At 35.5% G+C, this 19848-nt stretch carries 22 protein-coding genes; 15 read left to right on the forward strand and 7 right to left on the reverse strand.

Annotation, left to right across the window (positions count from 1 at the left end):
• The first annotated feature begins 7 nt into the window (after nt 1-7).
• From PRO_RS06290 to PRO_RS06325, 8 genes are all read left to right on the forward strand, one after another.
• The gene (locus PRO_RS06290) at nt 8-934 is read left to right on the forward strand and encodes a transketolase family protein (RefSeq protein WP_011125432.1); all 927 of its coding nucleotides are present in this window, start codon (nt 8-10) and stop codon (nt 932-934) included.
• Nucleotides 931-1797: an NAD-dependent epimerase/dehydratase family protein gene (locus PRO_RS06295; protein ID WP_011125433.1), complete on the forward strand. Its 867-nt coding sequence runs from the start codon at nt 931-933 to the stop codon at nt 1795-1797. Before PRO_RS06290 ends, PRO_RS06295 begins: the two co-directional genes overlap by 4 nt.
• Nucleotides 1798-1908: 111 nt before the next feature.
• Nucleotides 1909-2685 (forward strand): sporadic carbohydrate cluster 2OG-Fe(II) oxygenase, encoded by a 777-nt coding sequence (locus tag PRO_RS06300; RefSeq protein WP_011125434.1) that lies wholly within the window; start codon nt 1909-1911, stop codon nt 2683-2685.
• A complete protein-coding gene (locus PRO_RS06305; RefSeq protein ID WP_011125435.1) occupies nt 2682-3098 on the forward strand; it encodes an LIC12192 family sporadic carbohydrate cluster protein in 417 nt (138 codons plus the stop codon). Before PRO_RS06300 ends, PRO_RS06305 begins: the two co-directional genes overlap by 4 nt.
• Before the next feature lie 21 nt (nt 3099-3119).
• Entirely contained in the window at nt 3120-3761 is a 642-nt protein-coding gene (locus PRO_RS06310) for a class I SAM-dependent methyltransferase (protein ID WP_036891957.1), read from the forward strand.
• A 51-nt stretch (nt 3762-3812) separates the two neighbouring features.
• Complete coding sequence (locus PRO_RS06315; RefSeq protein WP_011125437.1) at nt 3813-4925, forward strand: UDP-galactopyranose mutase; 1113 nt, start codon at nt 3813-3815, stop codon at nt 4923-4925.
• Nucleotides 4926-4964: 39 nt separating this feature from the next.
• Nucleotides 4965-6266, forward strand: a complete 1302-nt coding sequence (locus tag PRO_RS06320; RefSeq protein ID WP_011125438.1) for a TIGR04372 family glycosyltransferase — start codon at nt 4965-4967, stop codon at nt 6264-6266.
• Nucleotides 6267-6568: 302 nt separating this feature from the next.
• Complete coding sequence (locus PRO_RS06325) at nt 6569-7633, forward strand: chlorophyll a/b binding light-harvesting protein (protein ID WP_011125439.1); 1065 nt, start codon at nt 6569-6571, stop codon at nt 7631-7633.
• A 325-nt stretch (nt 7634-7958) separates the two neighbouring features.
• Here PRO_RS06325 and PRO_RS06330 read toward each other — a convergent pair whose 3' ends face one another.
• The 7 genes from PRO_RS06330 to PRO_RS06360 all read right to left on the reverse strand — a co-directional run bounded on the left by PRO_RS06330 (nt 7959) and on the right by PRO_RS06360 (nt 15617).
• Nucleotides 7959-8810 carry a hypothetical protein gene (locus tag PRO_RS06330; protein WP_011125440.1) on the reverse strand — a complete coding sequence of 284 codons (852 nt, stop codon included), beginning with the start codon at nt 8808-8810 and terminating at the stop codon, nt 7959-7961.
• 57 nt (nt 8811-8867) lie between these two features.
• Nucleotides 8868-9674 (reverse strand): hypothetical protein, encoded by an 807-nt coding sequence (locus tag PRO_RS06335; protein WP_164923235.1) that lies wholly within the window; start codon nt 9672-9674, stop codon nt 8868-8870.
• A 97-nt stretch (nt 9675-9771) separates the two neighbouring features.
• The gene (locus PRO_RS06340; RefSeq protein WP_011125442.1) at nt 9772-11004 is read right to left on the reverse strand and encodes an inverse autotransporter beta domain-containing protein; all 1233 of its coding nucleotides are present in this window, start codon (nt 11002-11004) and stop codon (nt 9772-9774) included.
• Between the two features lie 102 nt (nt 11005-11106).
• Nucleotides 11107-11286 carry a Nif11 family protein gene (locus tag PRO_RS06345; protein WP_011125443.1) on the reverse strand — a complete coding sequence of 60 codons (180 nt, stop codon included), beginning with the start codon at nt 11284-11286 and terminating at the stop codon, nt 11107-11109.
• A gap of 427 nt (nt 11287-11713) precedes the next feature.
• Nucleotides 11714-13534: an ArnT family glycosyltransferase gene (locus PRO_RS06350; protein WP_011125444.1), complete on the reverse strand. Its 1821-nt coding sequence runs from the start codon at nt 13532-13534 to the stop codon at nt 11714-11716.
• A 35-nt stretch (nt 13535-13569) separates the two neighbouring features.
• A complete protein-coding gene (locus tag PRO_RS06355) occupies nt 13570-14658 on the reverse strand; it encodes a glycosyltransferase family 4 protein (protein WP_011125445.1) in 1089 nt (362 codons plus the stop codon).
• Nucleotides 14655-15617: a DMT family transporter gene (locus tag PRO_RS06360; RefSeq protein ID WP_011125446.1), complete on the reverse strand. Its 963-nt coding sequence runs from the start codon at nt 15615-15617 to the stop codon at nt 14655-14657. Before PRO_RS06360 ends, PRO_RS06355 begins: the two co-directional genes overlap by 4 nt.
• A 53-nt stretch (nt 15618-15670) precedes the next feature.
• On the opposite strand from PRO_RS06360, the gene sppA reads away from it, so the two are divergent.
• The 7 genes from sppA to yidC all read left to right on the forward strand — a co-directional run bounded on the left by sppA (nt 15671) and on the right by yidC (nt 19809).
• Nucleotides 15671-16480, forward strand: coding sequence for a signal peptide peptidase SppA (sppA, locus tag PRO_RS06365; RefSeq protein WP_011125447.1), 810 nt, complete (start codon nt 15671-15673; stop codon nt 16478-16480).
• Between the two features lie 24 nt (nt 16481-16504).
• The gene (aroH, locus tag PRO_RS06370) at nt 16505-16867 is read left to right on the forward strand and encodes a chorismate mutase (RefSeq protein WP_011125448.1); all 363 of its coding nucleotides are present in this window, start codon (nt 16505-16507) and stop codon (nt 16865-16867) included.
• Between the two features lie 81 nt (nt 16868-16948).
• Complete coding sequence (locus PRO_RS06375; RefSeq protein ID WP_011125449.1) at nt 16949-17533, forward strand: DUF2808 domain-containing protein; 585 nt, start codon at nt 16949-16951, stop codon at nt 17531-17533.
• A 56-nt stretch (nt 17534-17589) separates the two neighbouring features.
• Nucleotides 17590-17727: a 50S ribosomal protein L34 gene (gene rpmH, locus PRO_RS06380; protein WP_011125450.1), complete on the forward strand. Its 138-nt coding sequence runs from the start codon at nt 17590-17592 to the stop codon at nt 17725-17727.
• 58 nt (nt 17728-17785) lie between these two features.
• A complete protein-coding gene (locus tag PRO_RS06385; protein ID WP_011125451.1) occupies nt 17786-18169 on the forward strand; it encodes a ribonuclease P protein component in 384 nt (127 codons plus the stop codon).
• Nucleotides 18169-18570, forward strand: coding sequence for a PH domain-containing protein (locus tag PRO_RS06390; protein WP_011125452.1), 402 nt, complete (start codon nt 18169-18171; stop codon nt 18568-18570). Before PRO_RS06385 ends, PRO_RS06390 begins: the two co-directional genes overlap by 1 nt.
• A 90-nt stretch (nt 18571-18660) precedes the next feature.
• Entirely contained in the window at nt 18661-19809 is a 1149-nt protein-coding gene (gene yidC / locus PRO_RS06395; RefSeq protein WP_011125453.1) for a membrane protein insertase YidC, read from the forward strand.
• Nucleotides 19810-19848: the final 39 nt, after the last annotated feature.

Below are 19848 nucleotides of genomic sequence, written 5' to 3' on the forward strand. Positions count from 1 at the left end.
ATTATTTATGCGAAATTCATTTGCCACTACTCTAACTGAAATTGCTAGGAATGATCCAAAAGTAATACTTCTCGCTGGCGATATTGGTTTTAGAATATTTGATAAATTTATAGAAGAGTTTCCAGATAGATTTATAAACTGTGGAATAGCAGAACAGAATATGGTTAGCGTTGCTGCAGGTATGGCATCTGCGGGGAGAAGGCCAATTGTTTATACAATCATCCCTTTTCTTATAATGAGGTCTTTTGAACAAATAAGAGTTGACATAGGTATCAATCAACAAGGTGTTGTTCTTGTAGGCGTTGGAGGAGGATTGGCATATGACAAATTAGGTTCAACACACCATGCTTATGAGGATATAGCCTTAATGAGAACCATTCCTTCCATGAAAATATTTACTCCCATTGATCCAGAAGATGTCTCTAATTGTTTTATTCAAAGTTACAATTTAGCAAAAAGCGATATACCTTCTTATATCCGACTTTCTAAAGGTGGTGAACCTAACATAACAAGGATAAAAGAAGTATCTAGCAACATTAAATTTCTTAAGTCTAGCAATATAACATCAAACCTCTTCATAACTCATGGTTCTATATCTTCACTTGTAGTTGATGCTTTAGAAGATAATAAATACAGTAATGTATCCGTTATATCAATTTCAGAGCTTTCCAAAGATAGTCTTCTGAAGCTTACAAATCTTTTGATTGAAAACTTACAACTTCTAAAGCAAGTTTCAATTGTTGAAGAAACATTTCCTACAGGAGGACTTCACGAAGCTCTTTCCTCAATTCTTATGAAAGAGAATGTTCCCCTTGGCATAAAACACATATGCTTGGATCATCGCTATATTTTTGATATAAATAATAGAGTCTCGTTGTTGTCAAAGTATGGAATTGAGAAATCTATTATTCAAGAAATTGCTTTAAAGAAATGAAAATATTAATTACAGGAGCAAGTGGACTTGTTGGAAGGGCATGCCAACGAATTGCATTCTCAGAAAACCACTCACTTTCTATAGTTAGTTCAAAGAGTCCAATAAATATAGAAACTAACTATTATGCAAGAATAGAACAGATAGATAAATCAGAAGTCTTTGATCTATTAATTCATAGTGCCTCAGCAACACCTAACAATTCGAAATTTGATGAAATAAAGTCAATCAATAGAATAATTGATCAAGACTTATGCGATTTAATTAAAAGAGCTTCTGTAAAACACGTGATCTACATTTCATCAATGGCAATTTACGGCAATATTGATAGTAGCAAAATTGATGAAACTCATTTACCTAATTCGCCAAATAAATATGGGGAATCAAAGTTCTATGGGGAAACTATTACTGCAAATACTTGTAGAGAAAGAGGTACCAAATGCTCTGTACTTAGGCTCCCTGGTGTTATATCTCAAGGAATGCCTAGTGTATTCTTTAAAAGAGCTGTAGCTAATATTGCTTGTGGAGACGCTACAACAATAAGGTCAAACGATTCACTATTTAATAACTGTGTATATGTTGATGATATATACGACACTTGCATATCACTCTATAAAAATCAAAATGAAAGCAGTTTGGTTTTAAATCAGCATTCTAAGGACATTGTTAGGCTATATGATTTACTGAACTATATAGGGAAATCACTTAATAAATCTCCCTATATAATTGAATCTACAATGTGTAACCCTTCCTTTTTAATAGAGAATAAGAGCTATGATGAATTACTTAAGACTAGAACCGTTTATGATGCTATTGATTCCTTCTTTTCCAATTATGAGATTAGAGCAAGTGGCTCTAACCTCTAATACATTCTTCCTAAGCATTAGATTTACTAATACTTAATTATGAAAACTTATTCATCGCTACTGCATCTTCAAGCAAAACATCTAATTAAATAGTTTATAAAGAGAAATACAATGACAATTATAGAAAATCACTCTTCACTATCATTAGACATTGCGTCTAAAGGTTATTGCATTTTTGATATAGAGAATACCGATAATTACAATGCTTTAAATGATGTTTTAAAGGATTCTCTTCAACAAGATAATCTTCAGGAATTACATAGTTGTATTAATACACAGGATGTCAATGCAAGCAGGCTTAAGGCATATAGATCCCTTAATATTTTAAGTAATTGGGAGGAATTATATTTTTCATTAGCCAAAAATAAGATTGAACACTTCCTTGGTCCAGACTTGGCAATACAATCAAAACTTAATTTATCTATTCAGATGCCTAAAGATTCAACTTCTGTCTTGCAACTGCATACTGATGCACTCTCAGGTCAATCTATATTTGAATTAGTTTTATGGGTTCCTTTTACTCCTGCATTTGATTCTAATGCCATGTATATATTTAGGCCTGAGATCTCTAAGATCATGTTATCTGATATGCCAAAACTAGAAAAAGAGGGAATGAGTAGTCTTTTTAATAAATATGAGAAAGAAGCAACTTTTATAAAGATAGATCCTGGCAAGGCCCTTCTTTTTTCTCCAACAATGTTTCATGGGAACATATTAAATATTACTAAATCAACAAGAGTAAGTATAAATTGCCGATTTAAAAATATTTTTACTCACGAAGCTTCTTCAGGCGAACGTAGACTAGGCTCATTTTACAAAGTTCTTAAAATGTCAGAAGTGACAAAATTAGGACTATCATATAGAGATGATTTAGTAAGTTTTTTATGAATGTATTTGGTTACGTAACTTCTAGACAATTTAGTAATTTTGTCCTACCTGTACCTGCTCAAAATGCTTGCCTAAGGGAATATGCAAGATCTATTGATGCCACATATACCCTGCCGCCTTTAGAACATTATTTTGATAATTGCTATATGCAATTATTTACAGTAATTAATAGTCTTTCAGAAGCTGACATCCTTGCGATCTATTCTGTTTCAATGTTACCTGAAGATAACACAAAGTTAGAAAATATTGTTGACTTAGTTTTTAATAAAAAAGCTTCTTTCTATTTTATTCTAGAAGCTAAAAAAGTCAGTTTCTGGAGTGAATTATCACCAGTTTTATTTTCTTACAGGTTGCGTAATATTCTTGACGAAATGGAACAGCCTACTTTAAAGTTTTTAAGAGATATAAGATAGATTTTGCCTCAAGCTAATCTAATGGCTAGATATCCTAAGCCTAATCGATCAAATTTACTTAAAGTACGTTCAGAAGTTACTTCAGAAGACTGTGAAATAGCAAAGCAATTTGATTATGAATATTTTGATGGCCCTCGCCGTTTGGGTCTTGGAGGTTATAAATATATAGAGGGTTATTGGTCAGATGTTGTTACTGACTTTATTGATTTTTATAAGTTGGATTCACATTCATCAGTACTAGATGTTGGATCTGGGAAAGGTTTTATGCTTTTTGATTTCTGCAGATCTATTCCAAATCTTCGAATAAGAGGTCTTGAGTATTCAAATTATTGTATAAATAATACATTACCTATTATAAGGCCTCATATAGATAGTGGCTGTTGTTCTTCTCTACCCTATGAGAGTAATAGTTTTGATTTAGCAATAAGTATAGCTACTATTCATAATCTAGATATAAATGGAGTAAAACGCTCATTGCGTGAACTGATTAGGGTTAGCAAAAATAGTTTTATAAAGGTGAATGGATTTAGAACTAAAGAAGAGGCAGCCAAATTAAATGAATGGAATCTTGTTGCTAAGACTATTCTTCATGTTGATCAATGGCATGAGCTTTTTGACGAAGTTGGATACGATAGGGAATGGGATTTTTTTGTTCCTTGCTAAAAGGAACATATCCTCTCCGACTAAAATGACCATTATGCTTAAATCTATTCAATGAAAAAAGTACTTATAATTGGTGGTGGATTTGCAGGATGTGCAGCGTCTCACCTCATAAATAGAGACCTAAAAAACTATGAAGTCACCCTAGTAGAGAAATCTGTTTACTTAGGGGCAGGGAACAAAACCCAGTACTATGGAGGGCATCCTTATACATTTGGTCCAAGGCATTTTCTTACTCAGGATAGAGAAGTTTATGAGTATCTGAATGCATTAGTGCCAATAAGGCTTTGTCCTGAGCATGAATTTATTACTTATGTTTCATCAGATAGTAATTTTTATAATTTTCCAATTAACGAAGATGATATACCAAGCATGCCTGACAAGGAAAATATATATAAAGAGCTTAAGAGCTTAAACGATGTTTCCAGTGCACTGAACTTTGAGGAATATTGGATTGCCTCAGTAGGAAAAACTCTTTATGGCAAATTCGTTAATGATTACAATAAAAAAATGTGGTTGATAGATTGTAATAGTGAATTCGATACTTTTAAATGGTCCCCTAAAGGGATTGCATTGAAGAAGGGACCAAGAGCTGCATGGGATGTTGCGATTTCTGGATACCCCTATGACAAAAGGGGTTATGATCCCTATTTCGAAATTGCAACAGAAAATACAAAGGTTCTTTTAAATACGGATATTGAGGTTTTTGATATTCCTTCGAAAAGGGTATTTTTTGATGGTGACTGGCACTCTTTTGATCTAATAATCAACACTATTTCTCCAAGTGTGATTTTCGAAAATGTCTTTGGAGAGCTGCCTTTCATAGGGCGAGATTTACTTAAATTTGTCTTACCATCTGAATTTGTATTTCCAAAGAATGTTTATTTTATCTATTTTGCAGGGCAAGAGCCCTTTACAAGACTTGTCGAATACAAAAAATTTACTCACCACAAATCACAGCATTCATTGATAGGGATGGAAATTCCTTCACTAAATGGAAGCCATTATCCACTACCAATGAAAAAATGGCAGGCTGTCGCGGACAAATACCACAAATTACAACCAGATGGCGTTTTCTCTATTGGAAGAGCAGGATCTTATAGATATGAAGTCGATATTGATGACTGTATTAGACAAGCAATGGATCTTGTAAAAGCAATATCTTAATAAATAAAAAGCACAAAGCTACATTAATTTTATCAAGAAATGTTTATAAAGCTAAAACAATTATATAAAAAAGTTGATCATGCCTTAGTACCTCCACATGAATTTGTAAGTGAATCTTCATTTAGTCGTTTTATAAATAAATACATTCCTGATTTATTTATAAAACACCAAATAGGGAATATTGTACCGATATTCTGGTATCTCTCCACATTACTCTTTTCTCCACTTTCATATTTAATATATAAATTAATTAGTCAATTTTATAAATTCAAAATACTCAAGATAGACTTATCTCAAATCGGCTCGATACTTTGGCTTGCAACAATAGCTGCTGACTTAAAAAAGCATAAGTATAAAGGTGATATATTAGTTGCTATTCCATATTTTTATAGAAACCAAAACCAACATATAATAAGCTATGTAGAATCATCTAAATTAGCAAATTATATTTTTATAAGAAATATTTTCATGAGGTTTATTATAGCCTCAGCCTCATGGTTTAAGGACTCATCTATAGATACTAGGCATTATGAATGTTATAAAAATAATATATATTCAGAGTATTCAGATAATTTAAGTAACTCATTAAAATTTAATATTAATAATAATATAAATGATCCTGAGCTTGAAGAAGCCAGGTTGAACTTTATAGAGTATGCAGGTAAAAAAGGTGTTGTCACATTAAATTTAAGGACTTCTGAATTTTACAAAGAAAAGCGTATTTCTATTAGAAATGTCGAGCCATTAGATTACTTTGATGTATGTAGTTATTTAAATTCACAAGGGTATTCAATAGCCTTTAGCAACTCCCCTGGAACAGAATTAACAAATCTTTTAGATGAAAGCTATATATCATACAGAATATATGATAAGCGTGATAAAATTGGTCAGTTTGAAAACCTACTATCTTTAGTAGCTTGTAAGTACTTCATAGGTACATCTACTGGGGCTTCAGTTATACCTTTAATGTTTAATATACCTGTTTATTGGACCAACATGTACCTACCTATATGGGTCCCTTTGAAGTCAAATGACGTTATCATATGGAAAGATTATTTTGACTCAAATAAAATTAAGATTTCCTTTAAAGAGTTCATAGAGCTTGGTCTAGACTCACCAGAAATGATGAACTTTAATGCATTAAATAGAATTCATATTACTGTTAATTCCAACTCTAAGAAAAAACTTCTATCAGGGTTAAAGTTATTTCTAGATTTGCAAAAGGGTAATTCCAACTTCGATTCTTTGTGTTTAAATTATGATGCAGATCTTATTAAAAATTCAACTTTTCATGCTAAAGTTCGATGGTCCAGTGGATCTAAATCTTTTTATATAAATTAGACAACTTAATTACTAAAAATTTTTCATTATAGATATTAAAAGTTATTATAATGGTAATGATAATTTCTCAGAATCTTCAGCTCTGAGCAAGCCTTTAAGCAACTGCTGAAGTCTCTACGCAATCCTCTATTTCTTTGACGCTTATGAAATGAATAGTCGCGTAATAAGAAAATTGGTTTTGCAAATTTTTAAACCACTACATAATTTCCAAGCAATTTAATAAAAACCTTTAACAAATACGGGCATAAAAATGTTATCGATGTAGTGTTTAGTCATGTTTATATCTAGGAACATCTAAATTTATGCAGACCTACGGAAACCCAGACGTTACTTATGACTACTGGGCTGGTAATGCTTCAGTTACCAATCGCTCTGGTCGATTTATTGCCTCGCATGCTGCGCATACAGGGATGATCGCTTTTGGGGCAGGTTCAAACACACTTTTTGAACTTTCTCGCTTTGACTCCTCTTTACCAATGGGTGATCAAGGATTTGTATTCCTTCCTCATTTGGCCTCAGTAGGTATTGGCTTTGATGAAGCTGGGGTATGGACTGGTGCAGGTGTTGTGACTCTTGCGATACTTCACTTAATCCTTTCGATGGTTTATGGAGCAGGAGGCTTACTGCATGCTATTTATTTCCCTGATGACATGCAAAAAAGTAATGTTCCACAAGCAAGAAAGTTCAAATTGGAATGGGACAACCCAGACAATCAAACTTTTATCCTTGGACACCATTTAATATTATTCGGTCTTGCTTGTGCTTGGTTCGTTGAATGGGCACGAATTCACGGAATATATGATCCTGCTATTGGAGCAGTTAGGCAAGTTAATTACAATCTCGATTTATCAATGATTTGGGAACGACAAGTTAACTTCCTGAATATTGACAGTCTTGAAGATGTTATGGGCGGTCATGCTTTCTTAGCCTTTGCTGAGATTACAGGTGGATGTTTCCATGCAATCGCTGGTTCCACAAAATGGGAGGACAAACGATTGGGAGAATATGACAGGTTAAAAGGAGCTGGACTACTTTCAGCAGAAGCAATTCTTTCCTTCAGCCTTGCTGGTATTGGCTGGATGGCAATTGTTGCTGCTTTCTGGTGTTCACAAAACACAACTGTTTATCCTATAGAGTTTTATGGAGAGCCATTAAATCGCGCTTTTGTTATTGCACCAGCTTTTGTTGATTCTATTGATTACAGCAATGGAATTGCACCACTAGGTCATTCTGGACGTTGCTATACAGCTAATTTCCACTACATTGCTGGATTCTTTGCTTTCCAAGGACATCTTTGGCATGCCCTTCGTGCTATGGGTTATAACTTTAAAGACTTAAGGGCCAAGTTAAATCCAAGTGCAGCTTGATTTTCTATTAATTACTTGACCACTTCAGGCCCCTTATTTATAAGGGGCCCTTTTTATTTTATTTTTTATAATTAATGATTTTTTTCATTAGTATTAATAAGGTTTTCTGTAAGTTAAACTAAGAATAAATTCTTATACAAGAGAAAGTTCCCTATAAGGCAATGGTAAAGATTACTAAAGATAAAGAAGCTTCTCCAAAATTGCAAAAATTGGTGTTATTAATATTTGGATTAGGGCCCATATTCATAATGGGTTGGTTCTTAACTTCTCAGGGTTTCTTCAGTACGCCTGGCACTTAAAAGCAATCTGATTATTTATAATATTTTTAATATGTAGTAAAACTAGGTCTAAAAGGTCCAGAACTGAAAGTACATATTTTTACGCTACAGGTATTACCATCTGAATCTTCCTCTCCATCAACACTTAGGCCTGCATTTATAACTTTAAATTTTGCCTCCAATCCGGCAATACTATCAGTTATCACAATGTCTGAAGATGGGTCAAATGAAACAAGGATCTGAGTTGCATTACTTGAGTTCCCTGAACAAGTTGCACGAGTTGAATCAGAACTTAGGAGCATAGCTCTCATATTTCCAGTACCTACATCTCCTGCTGCACTCCTTGAACAACTTTCAGAGTCAAAAGAAGTCAGGGTGTCAGTAAAATTTTTCGCCCCTCCGGCTTGATCTTTTACAGCGCTACCATCTGTATTTGAATAAAAAGTTTGAGAATCAATCGTATGGCTGCCTCTCAGCCCAAAAGTATTGTTCAACTTAATATATGCGTGAGTATATGTATCATTAGCTGGCTTCGTGCCTCCTTGATTTCCAAGATTTACAAAGCCACTTGACAAATCAACTGTAACTGGAGAAGAAGGTTTCATTGTTATATGACAATTAGCAAGCGAATATGCACTGAAAATTTGATCTTCTAAAGAATCGCTTGGGTTATCGATCGTAAAAGGTTCGGCTGTACATAAGCCCATCTCGCTAATCTTTATCTCATACTTGTCAGGAGTCTTAGAACAGAATTTATCCTCAGGATCATCCCAAGTGGTTCCACAAACAGTAAATGCATCTGCCTTAGCCTCTATAGGATTAAGAAAGAGTCCTAAACATGAAAAAATTAATACCGCAGATGAAAAGTAAAATGATTTTTGTTTGAATAACTTTTTCATATTTTTAATAAATTTAAATAAGTTAATAAATTAGATCAAATATAAAAGTTCCTAATTCTAGAAAGTGACAAATGCAGGTATAAAGTCACCAGTCCATCCCCAACGCGGCTGATAAGATTCAGAGCTATTAGACTCAATTCCCATGCCACTATCAGTAATAGTAAATTTTACTTCAAGACCATTAGTAGCTTCGGTAATAACTAAATCAGTGTCTGGATTAAATACACCAACAATACGGGTATTACCAGTACAACTAGAAACTGTTTTCTCATCATCATCTGCCACAACTGCTCTCACAACTCCTACCCCAGAGACAGTTCGTTGATAGTTGTAAGTACAAGTTCTAAAATTAAATCCATTAGTGGCCATAGAATGAGTAAAGTCTTGGGCTCCTCCAGCTAGATCTTTAACAAATTTTGCGGCATCTCCAGGCTCTTGTTGAGAATGGTATGTTCCATTAGTAGTGGTATAACTTCCTTTAAGTTTGAAACTATTACCCATAACAATCATCATATGAGTATATGTAGCAGGATCAGGCCTAATTGAAGCCTGGGGAAGAGATATAGCCTGATTTAAGCTACCTAAATCCACTAAAACGCCACTGCTATCATCCAATGTAAGAGTGCAGCTAGAGGTATCTAAATGACTTCCTGATAATGGATCACTAGTGCAAATACCTATTTTATATAGAGTTATTTCGTACTTACTAGGTGTTACATAACAAGCAACATAACCACCTCCAAGAGCAGTGGCAGATGAAAAGTCAGCCGGTGTCCCTCCTCCTTCTATAGCTGTTTTACAATCTGAAATTCCGAAGGTTTCACTCCAACTTATTTCTGCTTTGGCAGCTTTAGGGCTAAGCAAACCGCTTAGTAAGCTTAAGCTTAAAAACAGGGTTCTAAACTTTTTAGATTTGAAAAAATTTTTCATAGTTGAGTTGATTAAGAAGAAAACAGTTTTTTTATATTCCACGAGCACGATTTTGGAATCCTCCAGTACTCCTTTCAAGTAGGACTTCATAACGTCGTCTTACAGGTTGAGTCATTTGAGTGACCAAGTTCTGCTTGAGGTTCTTCTTCGCAAACTTCACTGGACGCGCAGTCCACCTAAACCTTAAGCCGAAAAATGTTTCATCAGTTTTAGGCAAATCGCTATTTTTAACTGTTTTGGCACCTGAAATCTCATTAGAGACCCAAGCTTCCCAGTTAACATGAGGCGTTGCTTGCCAATTGAAGGAACCTTCTATACCACTGTTGTCTTGAGTATTTTTATAATCCCAGTTAAACCCTTTGACAAACACTGCCATCTCTGGATGATTAGGGAACCTGTAACCAGCTTCTACATCCCATCCAGGGACAACTCTTTCGGTATAAACAGTGCCGTTAACAGTAACGTTCTTTTGCTCAGTCATGGACATATACCAATTATTCCTAAGCTCCCATCCATTCTTTAAATACTCTCCACCTAGACCCAATCTGCTATGAGAATCGCTGTAGTCGGTCATGCGGTAATCCAAGAAGGCATTAGCACCCATCATTGACTCATTATTAGGACGATGCCTGATCCCCAAACCTAAGTTCGCAGTTGTTCCATCACTATTACTGGTTTTTGACAACTTGGCTTGTGAGAACAAAAGTGTTTTGATGTCTCCCTCATCATCAGTCGCCATCTCTCTAAGCTTCATCAAACTATCGAGAGAGAAGCTGGTTTCAGAATTACTTGTACCATTAATGGAAACAGTGGTTTGAGCAAAGAAAGGAATCTTCTGAATTTGCTGATTGCTATAACTATTCACCAAGCCATATCCAGCATCAGAAATCAGGCTTTTACCGTCATTAACAATTAAATCTGTATAAGCACTGCCATGCGCATTATTATTTAAAAGAGGCACGAAGCGTCCAGCATAATCTGCTCCTTTTAAAACAATCCGATCAAGTCGATCTTTTGGCTGATAAACCGTATCATTAGGTCCTATACAAGCGATTGAACGTGGATCCTCAAAAATATTGCAATCTGCAGGATGATTTACATTTGCTGGCTTTTTTATATGTATCTCTTGAAAATCTGAATTTGCATTTGAAGGTAGTGCTGAAACCTTGTGTTTAAGAGTTGGATCGCCCTGCGCAGAAGGGAAAGCTGTAAAAGCTACTAATGTCCCTAAAGCTAAAGTTGATCTTTTGCTAAATTTTTTCAATTAGAAAGTTTATGTATTATTCGTAAATTATATATATGACTTGAAAAAACAACAATTATAAAATGGCTCACAAAATTAAATTTTTCACACTTAACAATTTCTTTATTCACCCCAACGTCGTCCTATCTCAAAGCCCCAAGATTTAGCAAGCTCTACAACTTGCTCATGTCTTTCGCAAGAAGCTAACCTCTCTCTGCGACCAGGAACTTCGTCTAACGATCCCACCAATTGATTAAGATTATCTATTTTCTCTAAGAATTGGCTTAAGTCTTTTTTAGACATGGTTTGAACTTCAGTAACTTTCTATATAGCAAAAATTAGTTAAGAATTTTTCAAAAGACCTTTTACGCAATAATCTCCTGATATCAAACACTGTCTCAAGGAAATCCCAAGATTTAATCATAGGAAGCAGCGCTACTGCCATGTTAAGCTTTGATTTAAGGTTTTCTTAAGATTTTGCCGCTTATGTCTGTAAGCAAGCCTATATTGGAAAGATCAAATATTATATGTGTCAAAAAAGACAGGTTAAGGCTTGCCCATGCCCTAGTAAGCGCTATCAAGGAAATATCAATGCGAAAACAAGCCTAGTACTATTTAATTAGTAAAAGCTTTAAAGATTTAAGGCTGTTAATACAGCTAATCTATGATATGGCTCTTATTTTACAATTTGAGAGATAATTGGTTACGCAATAAAGTTGATTATGCATAATTAGAACCTTTCATCCTTATGTTCTTGCCAATCAGGAAGAACGCCTTTTAGCTTAAGACTAATTGCTCTGTCTTCTAGATCTTTTGTTTTCAATCGCCAAATATTATATATACCAAAATTACCAATAATTTCTGGTTTTAGTTCTTGCCAATGCTCATAAGAACTTGTTTTATTATCTATGATGAGTAGCAATGTATCTGACTCAGAAGGCAAATTTGTTTTAGAATCTAACCATTTTTCTCTAACTTCTAAGCGCAATCTATCTGACAAATTAACCAAAGCAACTACATCATTTGACTCATACAATATTATTTTATTTGTATAGAAATGAATCGATGGTTTTCTAATACCAACCATAGCAATAGGTTCATTATTATTTTGCTGAACCAAAAGCTCTTGTGATACTTTTCGCAAGGGTTCCTGTCTCAGGGTATCACTTAATTTCCAAAGAGGTAGCATAACAAAGAATTGAAACAAGATTAAAGGTACTTGAATAAAGAAAAGACTTCTAACCTTAGGCTTAAATATAAAATAGAGAGTAATAAAGGCCGTAATATAAAAACAAATAGCGGCTCTTAAATATAAACCACTTTCTAATAGCTCATAAGAAAGATTTGGCATCTCAGGGTCTTCAATTAAAAAAATCCATAAACCAGGTAAAGAAAGAATAACTGCCAATGACAGCATTGAAAGAAACAAGAAGATGTAGGAAGCTGACTTATATTTATTATTCCTAGTATCATTTGCAGCTAAAGCAATCATAATTGCAGCAGCTGGAGTTGCTGGCATCCAATAACTAGGAAGCTTTGTAGCAGCAAAAGTAAATAATAAAAAGACAGAAAGCATCCAGCTTCCTGAAAAAGTCAATAATGATTGGCTAGGTCTAATTAAATAAGAAGAATTAAAGTTAAAAGCAGTATAGAAAAATTGGCCTATAGAAGTAATTAGAAATGGTGTAAAAGGTAATGATGCTATTAAAAGCATCATCACAAAAAACCACCATGGCTGAGAATGACTGTTGACAACGGAAGTTAGTCTCTGAAAATTGTGATATCCAAAAAAGCTATCCCAAAAAGGTTTCCCTTCTGTAAAAAGCTCTGCTATGTACCAAGGAATGCTAACAATTAAAGTTATAAAGACTCCTTTCAACGGTCTAATTCTCTTAAATAAAGTTATACAATCTCTCTGAATACACCCAAAAATAATATAAGTCATTGCTGCTAATACTAATGCTACAGGTCCTTTCACTAATACAGCCAAGCCTAGGATTATCCAAGAAAGCCACCAAGTCTTATTTTTATTATTGGCATAAGATCTCCATCCAAGTATTAAACTAATTCCTAAAGTTGAACAAAGTAATGCATCACTAACTGCAATGCGACTCCAAATAATTACTAATGGGGAGATAGCAAATGCAATAGCTCCTACAACTGCAGTCCTTCTTGGAAAAACAATAAATTGACTAGGCCACTTCATTAGAGTGTCGCCAAGTACAAGCATTACTGCAACAGTCGAAAGAGCTGAAGGTAGACGAGCGGACCAAGTCCCCAATGGATCCCAAAGATTATTCTTTGGCAATGAATAAAAAATACCCATAAGCCAATAAATCAATGGAGGCTTATCAAATCGATTCAATCCATTGACTCTTGGAGTGAGCCAATTTCCCGTCTCGCTCATTGCTCGACTTGCAGCCGCAAATAGTGGAGGGGTTTCATCTACAAGGCCAGTGCTACCAAGATCCCAAATACATATAAGAATCCCAAGAAAAAGAATTAAATAAATTCCTTTTTTATATTGATTTTTAGAAAGAGATGTTTTCACTTAATTTCAAGGAATAGCATATTGAAATACTTCATTTATCGAATTCCTAAACCTGATTGAATCCAAGAGTTAATTCGTTTTGCAAACATCTGATAAGAAGCAGATTCATTAGCCCAGTCCCTACAATTTTGTCTTTTTATTTTATCTATATTTAATACACCTTTTTTTAAGCCCTCTATGTCATCAGAGGGAACCAACCAACCTGTCACCCCTGACTGGACCAATTCCCCAGGGCCTCCTCGCCTATAGGCAACTACAGGCACTCCACAAGCCATGGCCTCTGCAACTACATTTCCATAAGCTTCATTCCATTTAGGTGTATTAATAAGTGCTCTACAACTGCCAAGCTGGCTCTGAAACTCCTGCGTATTAAGAAAACCTTTCCATTCAATTGTTCCTTCTGGGACCAAGGACTCTATTTTAGATGCATATGCTTTGTCTTCTATCAAACCCCAAACAAATAATTTGTCTCCTAAATCAGCTGCAACTTTAGCTGCATCCTCCAATCCTTTTTCTGGCGCAACTCTCCCAGCCCATCCTAAGGGGCCTTGACCTTTTAATTGAAAATGATAATTTTTCAAATCAAATCCATTCCCTAAAACAATTGGTTGATCTATTAATTCATAATCTGATGCTTGACTAAAAGTATGAAAAGCCAATCTAGAGTGATGGGTCTTAGATAGATCTCGAACTGTTGCTTCCATCAGTTTTGAGACTCCTGCCATACTAATTAAATGAAATATTTTTGGTTCTACGAAAGGTGTTAGCCATAAAGGCAACCAGTCATAGCATAAATTTAATATTGCATCTGAATTTTTAGAAACTTTAAGAGCAACCTCCACAAGTTTTGGAAGCATTCCATTAAAAGGGATTGTAATTGGAGCATCAGGGACTTGATGCTGCCAACTTGATTGGTCAATGCCCTTAACAGTAATAATTTCAGCACCTTCGCATCCTGAGGGAAGAAAGGATCCATAAGGCGCAACTAAGACAATATGATGGCCCATTTCCAAAAGCCCCTTAATAATGGCAACCAATGTCAACTCAACACCACCACCTTTTCCACTCCCTATAAATCCAATAGGAGTGCTAATAAGAATTAACCTAAGAGGGCTAGAAGTCATCCAGAAATACCTTTAAACAAATTATTCCGACTATCTGATATTGGTTCCCATAACCTCGCTCTCTGACTAACTAAAAATACAGAAAACAATACAAATGAAACACCAATCCATTGCACCCAATCAAGTCTCTCACCTAACCAAACGCCTCCAGTAATAAGAGCAAAAACTGGAGTTAAGAATGCAAGAGTACTAAAACTTGTTAGTTCTGTTTGACTGGCAAACCAAAAAAACAATCCATATGCAAGTGCGCTTCCTAAAAAAGCAGCATAGGACATCAATCCCCAATCAAAAGCTGACCATTGGGGAAATAAAGGCCAACTTTTGTCAAAAAAATGCCAAACAGCTAAAGGGATACTTCCAAAAACCATATGCCATCCAGTTACTGCAACTGGATCACTAGCTTTGCAAGTAAAGCGAATTAATACTGTTCCTAAGGCCATTGCCAAAGCAGCTCCTAGCATCCAAAACTGCCCATTAGCCAATACATCGGATTCAGATACCCCCTTATTCATTAAGAACCAATGACTTAATAATTCCGGGGGTGTTCCTATGCAAATTATGCCTCCCAATCCAAGTACTAATCCAATCCAACCAATGGGGTTTATAGGATCACCAAAAAGGGTTCTTGCTAAAAGAGCGACTATTAATGGCTGAGAATCAATAAAAACAGATCCAAGCCCTGCTCCACTATTAACTAATCCCCTAGTTAGAAAAAATTGAAATAAGCTTCCATCTATCAAAGTGAAAACTAAAAACCAACCCAAATCAATCCTTGCAATATTTAAAGGTCTTTTCAAAATAATTACAGCAATAAGTATTGCTATCCCTGAAGGGAAAAGCCTTAAAATCGCAACAAATTCTGGTCCTGATGATTGAACTAAAGGTGCCATGGCGGCCATAGCAGATCCCCATAGAGCAAAAGGCAAAACCATTAACAACCAATTCATCTTTTCAAACATGGCGACAGGTTGGCCTGTTATTTTTAAACTTCATATGAACAAGAACTAAAGACATGATCTGGCCTTGGCGACGCAAATCAAAAAAACGAATGGCAAGAATCATTATTGATGGCCCAATTAATGGTTCTACTAGGAAGCTTGTACTTAAAGCTCTTAGACAAGTTGAAGACAGAGAGTTTCCTGCTCTATTACTTCGCATTGATAGTCCAGGGGGAACTGTCGGCGATAGCCAAGAAATTCATGCTGCTCTCCTAAGGCTGCGTGAGAAGGGCTGCCATATTGTTGCCAGCTTTGGCAATATATCAGCTTCAGGCGGCGTTTATGTAGGCGTAGCCGCAGAGAAAATTATTGCAAACCCAGGAACTATTACAGGTTCAATAGGAGTAATTCTCCGTGGCAATAACCTTTCAAAATTGCTGGAGAAGATTGGCATAAAATTTGAAACCATCAAAAGTGGTTTGTATAAGGATATTCTTTCACCCGATAGAGCCTTATCTCCTGAAGAACGTTCTCTTCTGCAATCACTTATCGATAGCAGTTACGAACAATTCGTAACTGCTGTTGCTGAAGGAAGGAAACTTAATAAAGAAGATGTAAAAAGTTTTGCAGACGGCAGGGTTTTCACAGGAACACAGGCCAAGCAATTAGGTTTAATCGATGACACTGGCGATGAAAACGATGCAAGACTGCTAGCAGCAGAACTTGCAGATCTAGATCAAAAGGTCCGACCAATTACTCTTGGTCGTCCTAAAAAGAAACTAATAGGGCTGCTGCCTGGAGGGAAAATGTTTTCTAAGCTTTTAGAGACAATAAGTATGGAACTTTCAACCAGCGGCCAAATACTTTGGCTATTTAGACAATAAGTTAAGCATTCAAGCTGCAAGAAAATGAACATTAGAGCTATACGAGGTGCTACCACATGCTTGAGCAACACATCTGATGCTATTGAGTCAGCTGTTCAAGAACTAGTCTCTGAGCTAGTCAACCAAAATAAACTTAAAGCGAAGCAAATTATTTCTGTAACTTTTTCAGTTACAAATGATCTAAATGCTTGTTTTCCTGCAGCCATGGCCAGAAAGCAACATGGCTGGGAGGAAGTAGCTCTCCTTGACTGTCAGCAAATGTATGTAAAAGGTGATCTTGCAAATTGCATTAGAATCCTTGCAATTGTAAATCTGCCTGAAGATCAAATGCCAAGACATACTTATTTAGGCGAAGCAAGTATGCTTCGTCCAGACAGGTCTGTTTAGCTACAGCATCTAGGGTGAAATTTAAATCAAAAAACAATTACTAAAAAGATCACAACTTCTTTCACAATCAAACCCTCCAAAATGTCCCAGCCTCAACGTAAATTTAATCTAAAAATTTTACGGGATAAAGTATTAACACCAGGTTTATTATTTGGTGCATTTTTAGGTGCAAGTTGTATTACAAATGCGCCTAGCATAGCCAATACTGGATTGGATTTCATGTGGGATGCAGACCCAAATTATATTAAGCTTAAGTACATACAAAGCTCTAGGCAAAGGAAGGATAGATCAACATACTTCTTTTTCCTAAGATCTAGAGATCGTAAAACTGGAATATTAAAGTTAACAATTAAAGTCCCAGACTATTTTGATGCAAATATTAAATTAAATAAGCTTAAATTCTGTCGAGCTCAGATAGGTGGATATAGAACAAGATCCAAATGTGTAGAGGACGTGCCCTCTGTTATTGAAATAAGCAAAGACCAAACTTCAATTGATATCTACCCAGACCAACCAATTCCAGTAGATAAAAATACTTACGCTTTGAGGATGAAAATATTTAATCCAAGAAGAGCAGGAATGTTCCAATTTCATGCTTATGCCCAATCTCCAGGGGCAATGCCAATATCTGGTTATGTTGGCTCTTGGAATATGGATGTCGAGTGAACTGATAAATTAGAGAATCAATAAATATTCATTCCCAATAGAAACAAGGAAGACAAATGACTAAAAGAACATTTGGAGGAACAAGTAGAAAAAGAAAACGTGTATCTGGCTTTAGAGTCAGAATGAGAACCCACACAGGCAGGAGTGTTATTAGAAGTAGAAGGAAGAAAGGAAGATCTCGGATTGCTGTCTAGGGTTAGCAAATAAAAAGATCAACCAATTCGCCGCTTAATGAGGAATTAAATAAATCAAATGGTGCTGCCTAAAGGCATGAGATTAAAAGGATATAAATCCTTTGATTACATTCACAAATCAGCAAAACGCTATAAGAGTGATTCCATGATGCTCAGAGTAACCAAAGCAAATGAGCGATTGATCAAGTCAACAATTAAAAATTCAAAATCAAACTCTTGCAGATGTGCTATTTCAATAAGTAATAAAGTCAGCAAGAAAGCTGTCATAAGAAACCGTTTAAGACGTTTGCTTCATAATCACTTGAAGAAAAGGTTGTTCCAAAAAGACGCATTTTCTAATAACTGGCTTTTACTAAGCTTGAGTCCTAAATGCTTGGACAAAAATACTGAAAATCTGCTAGAAGAATGCGACAAGCTACTTATTGAGGCAGGTTTCTGCTAATGATTAATTCTTCAGAGAAGATCTTTTTCGAAGGAGCCCCTGCTAAAGAAGACCTAATTTTGAACCTTATCGCAGGAATTACATTAATTGGGCTTCCTTTCACTTTTGGAGCTTTAGTAAGAGCCCTATGGCTCCGTTTCAAAATAACGAACAAAAGGATTTCCGTTACTGGTGGATGGCTAGGAAAAGATAAATCACAAATATCCTATAGCCAAATCAAAGAGGTTCGGGCAATCCCCAGAGGATTTGGTTCCTATGGCGATATGGTTTTAGTTTTAAAAGATGATGCAAGACTGGAGATGCGTTCCATCCCCAATTTTAGAAAGGTGGAAGATTTCATAAATGAAAAAATTAATGAAACATCTTCACGAAATTCATCCTCAGAGGTGGCCGGGTTCTGAACTTCAATTAAATTCAACAAATACTTAAGCAACTTATTATCTTTAATTACATAGTGGCATGAGCCTTCTGTCCTTTCTTATTGAACTATCGTGATCGGTTTCCTTTCTGACAATCTTCTTATACCGATTCTAGATTTCTTCTATGGCTTATTTCATAGCTATGGAATAGCAATAGTTGCGCTAACCATTGTCATTCGAATAGCTCTATTCCCTTTAAGTGCTGGATCTATAAGAAGTGCTCGACGCATGAAAATAGCTCAGCCTGTAATGCAAAAACGTCAGGCTGAGATTAAAAGTCGATATGCTAATGACCCCAAAAAGCAACAAGATGAACTAGGGAAGCTTATGGGTGAATTTGGCAGCCCATTGGCAGGATGCCTACCACTTCTAGTTCAAATGCCAATATTATTTGCATTATTTGCCACATTACGAGGATCACCTTTTGCTGATGTACCTTATCTAGTAAACCTAAAAATACTACCTCCTGAACAGATAGCAGCTGTAGAGCCAAAACCTTTCAAAAGTCCTAGGCACTCCATTTTTATTTCTGACAAAGATCACTTCCCTGTAATTGCATCACTACCTGGGGGTACAAAGATAGCTGCAGGAGACTCGGTTAATATTAAATTAGAAACATTATCAGGCGAAAAATATTCCAATGTACTTGGAAAATTTGAGAATGGTTCAAAATTCTCACCAACTTGGAAACTCACAAAAGGGGCAGATTTAGCAAGTGTTTCCGCTGATGGTACTGTTACAGCAAAGTACCCTGGAGATGCAACAGTTGAAGGCAAAATTCCAGGCCTAGCTGCTAAAAGTGGTTTCTTATTTATAAAAGCTCTGGGACAAGTAGGTTTCTATGTTGACGGAGCAATAAACTGGGACATTGCAATTCTTGTAGCAGGTTTTGGTTTAACACTGGTTATTTCACAAGTCCTTTCAGGTCAAGGGATGCCACCTAACCCTCAACAAGCAACGGCACAAAAAATCACTCCGATAATGATCACAGGGATGTTCCTATTTTTTCCTCTTCCCGCTGGAGTACTTTTATATATGGTTATTGCAAATATGTTCCAAGCCTTTCAAACATTTCTATTAAATAAAGAAGCTCTCCCCGAAAACCTACAAAAGATCCTCGATGACCAAATTAAAAATCAAGGTAAGAAGGAATTAGCTACTTCTCCAGCAATAGATTCAGAAAGACTTCCTTTTGAACCAAAAAGTAACAAACAAAACTAATTTGTACTAAAAAGTGATTCAAATTATTATTTAAATATT

The sequence above is a fragment of the Prochlorococcus marinus subsp. marinus str. CCMP1375 genome (assembly GCF_000007925.1).
In the GTDB taxonomy this organism is placed as follows: Bacteria; Cyanobacteriota; Cyanobacteriia; order PCC-6307; family Cyanobiaceae; genus Prochlorococcus_E; species Prochlorococcus_E marinus.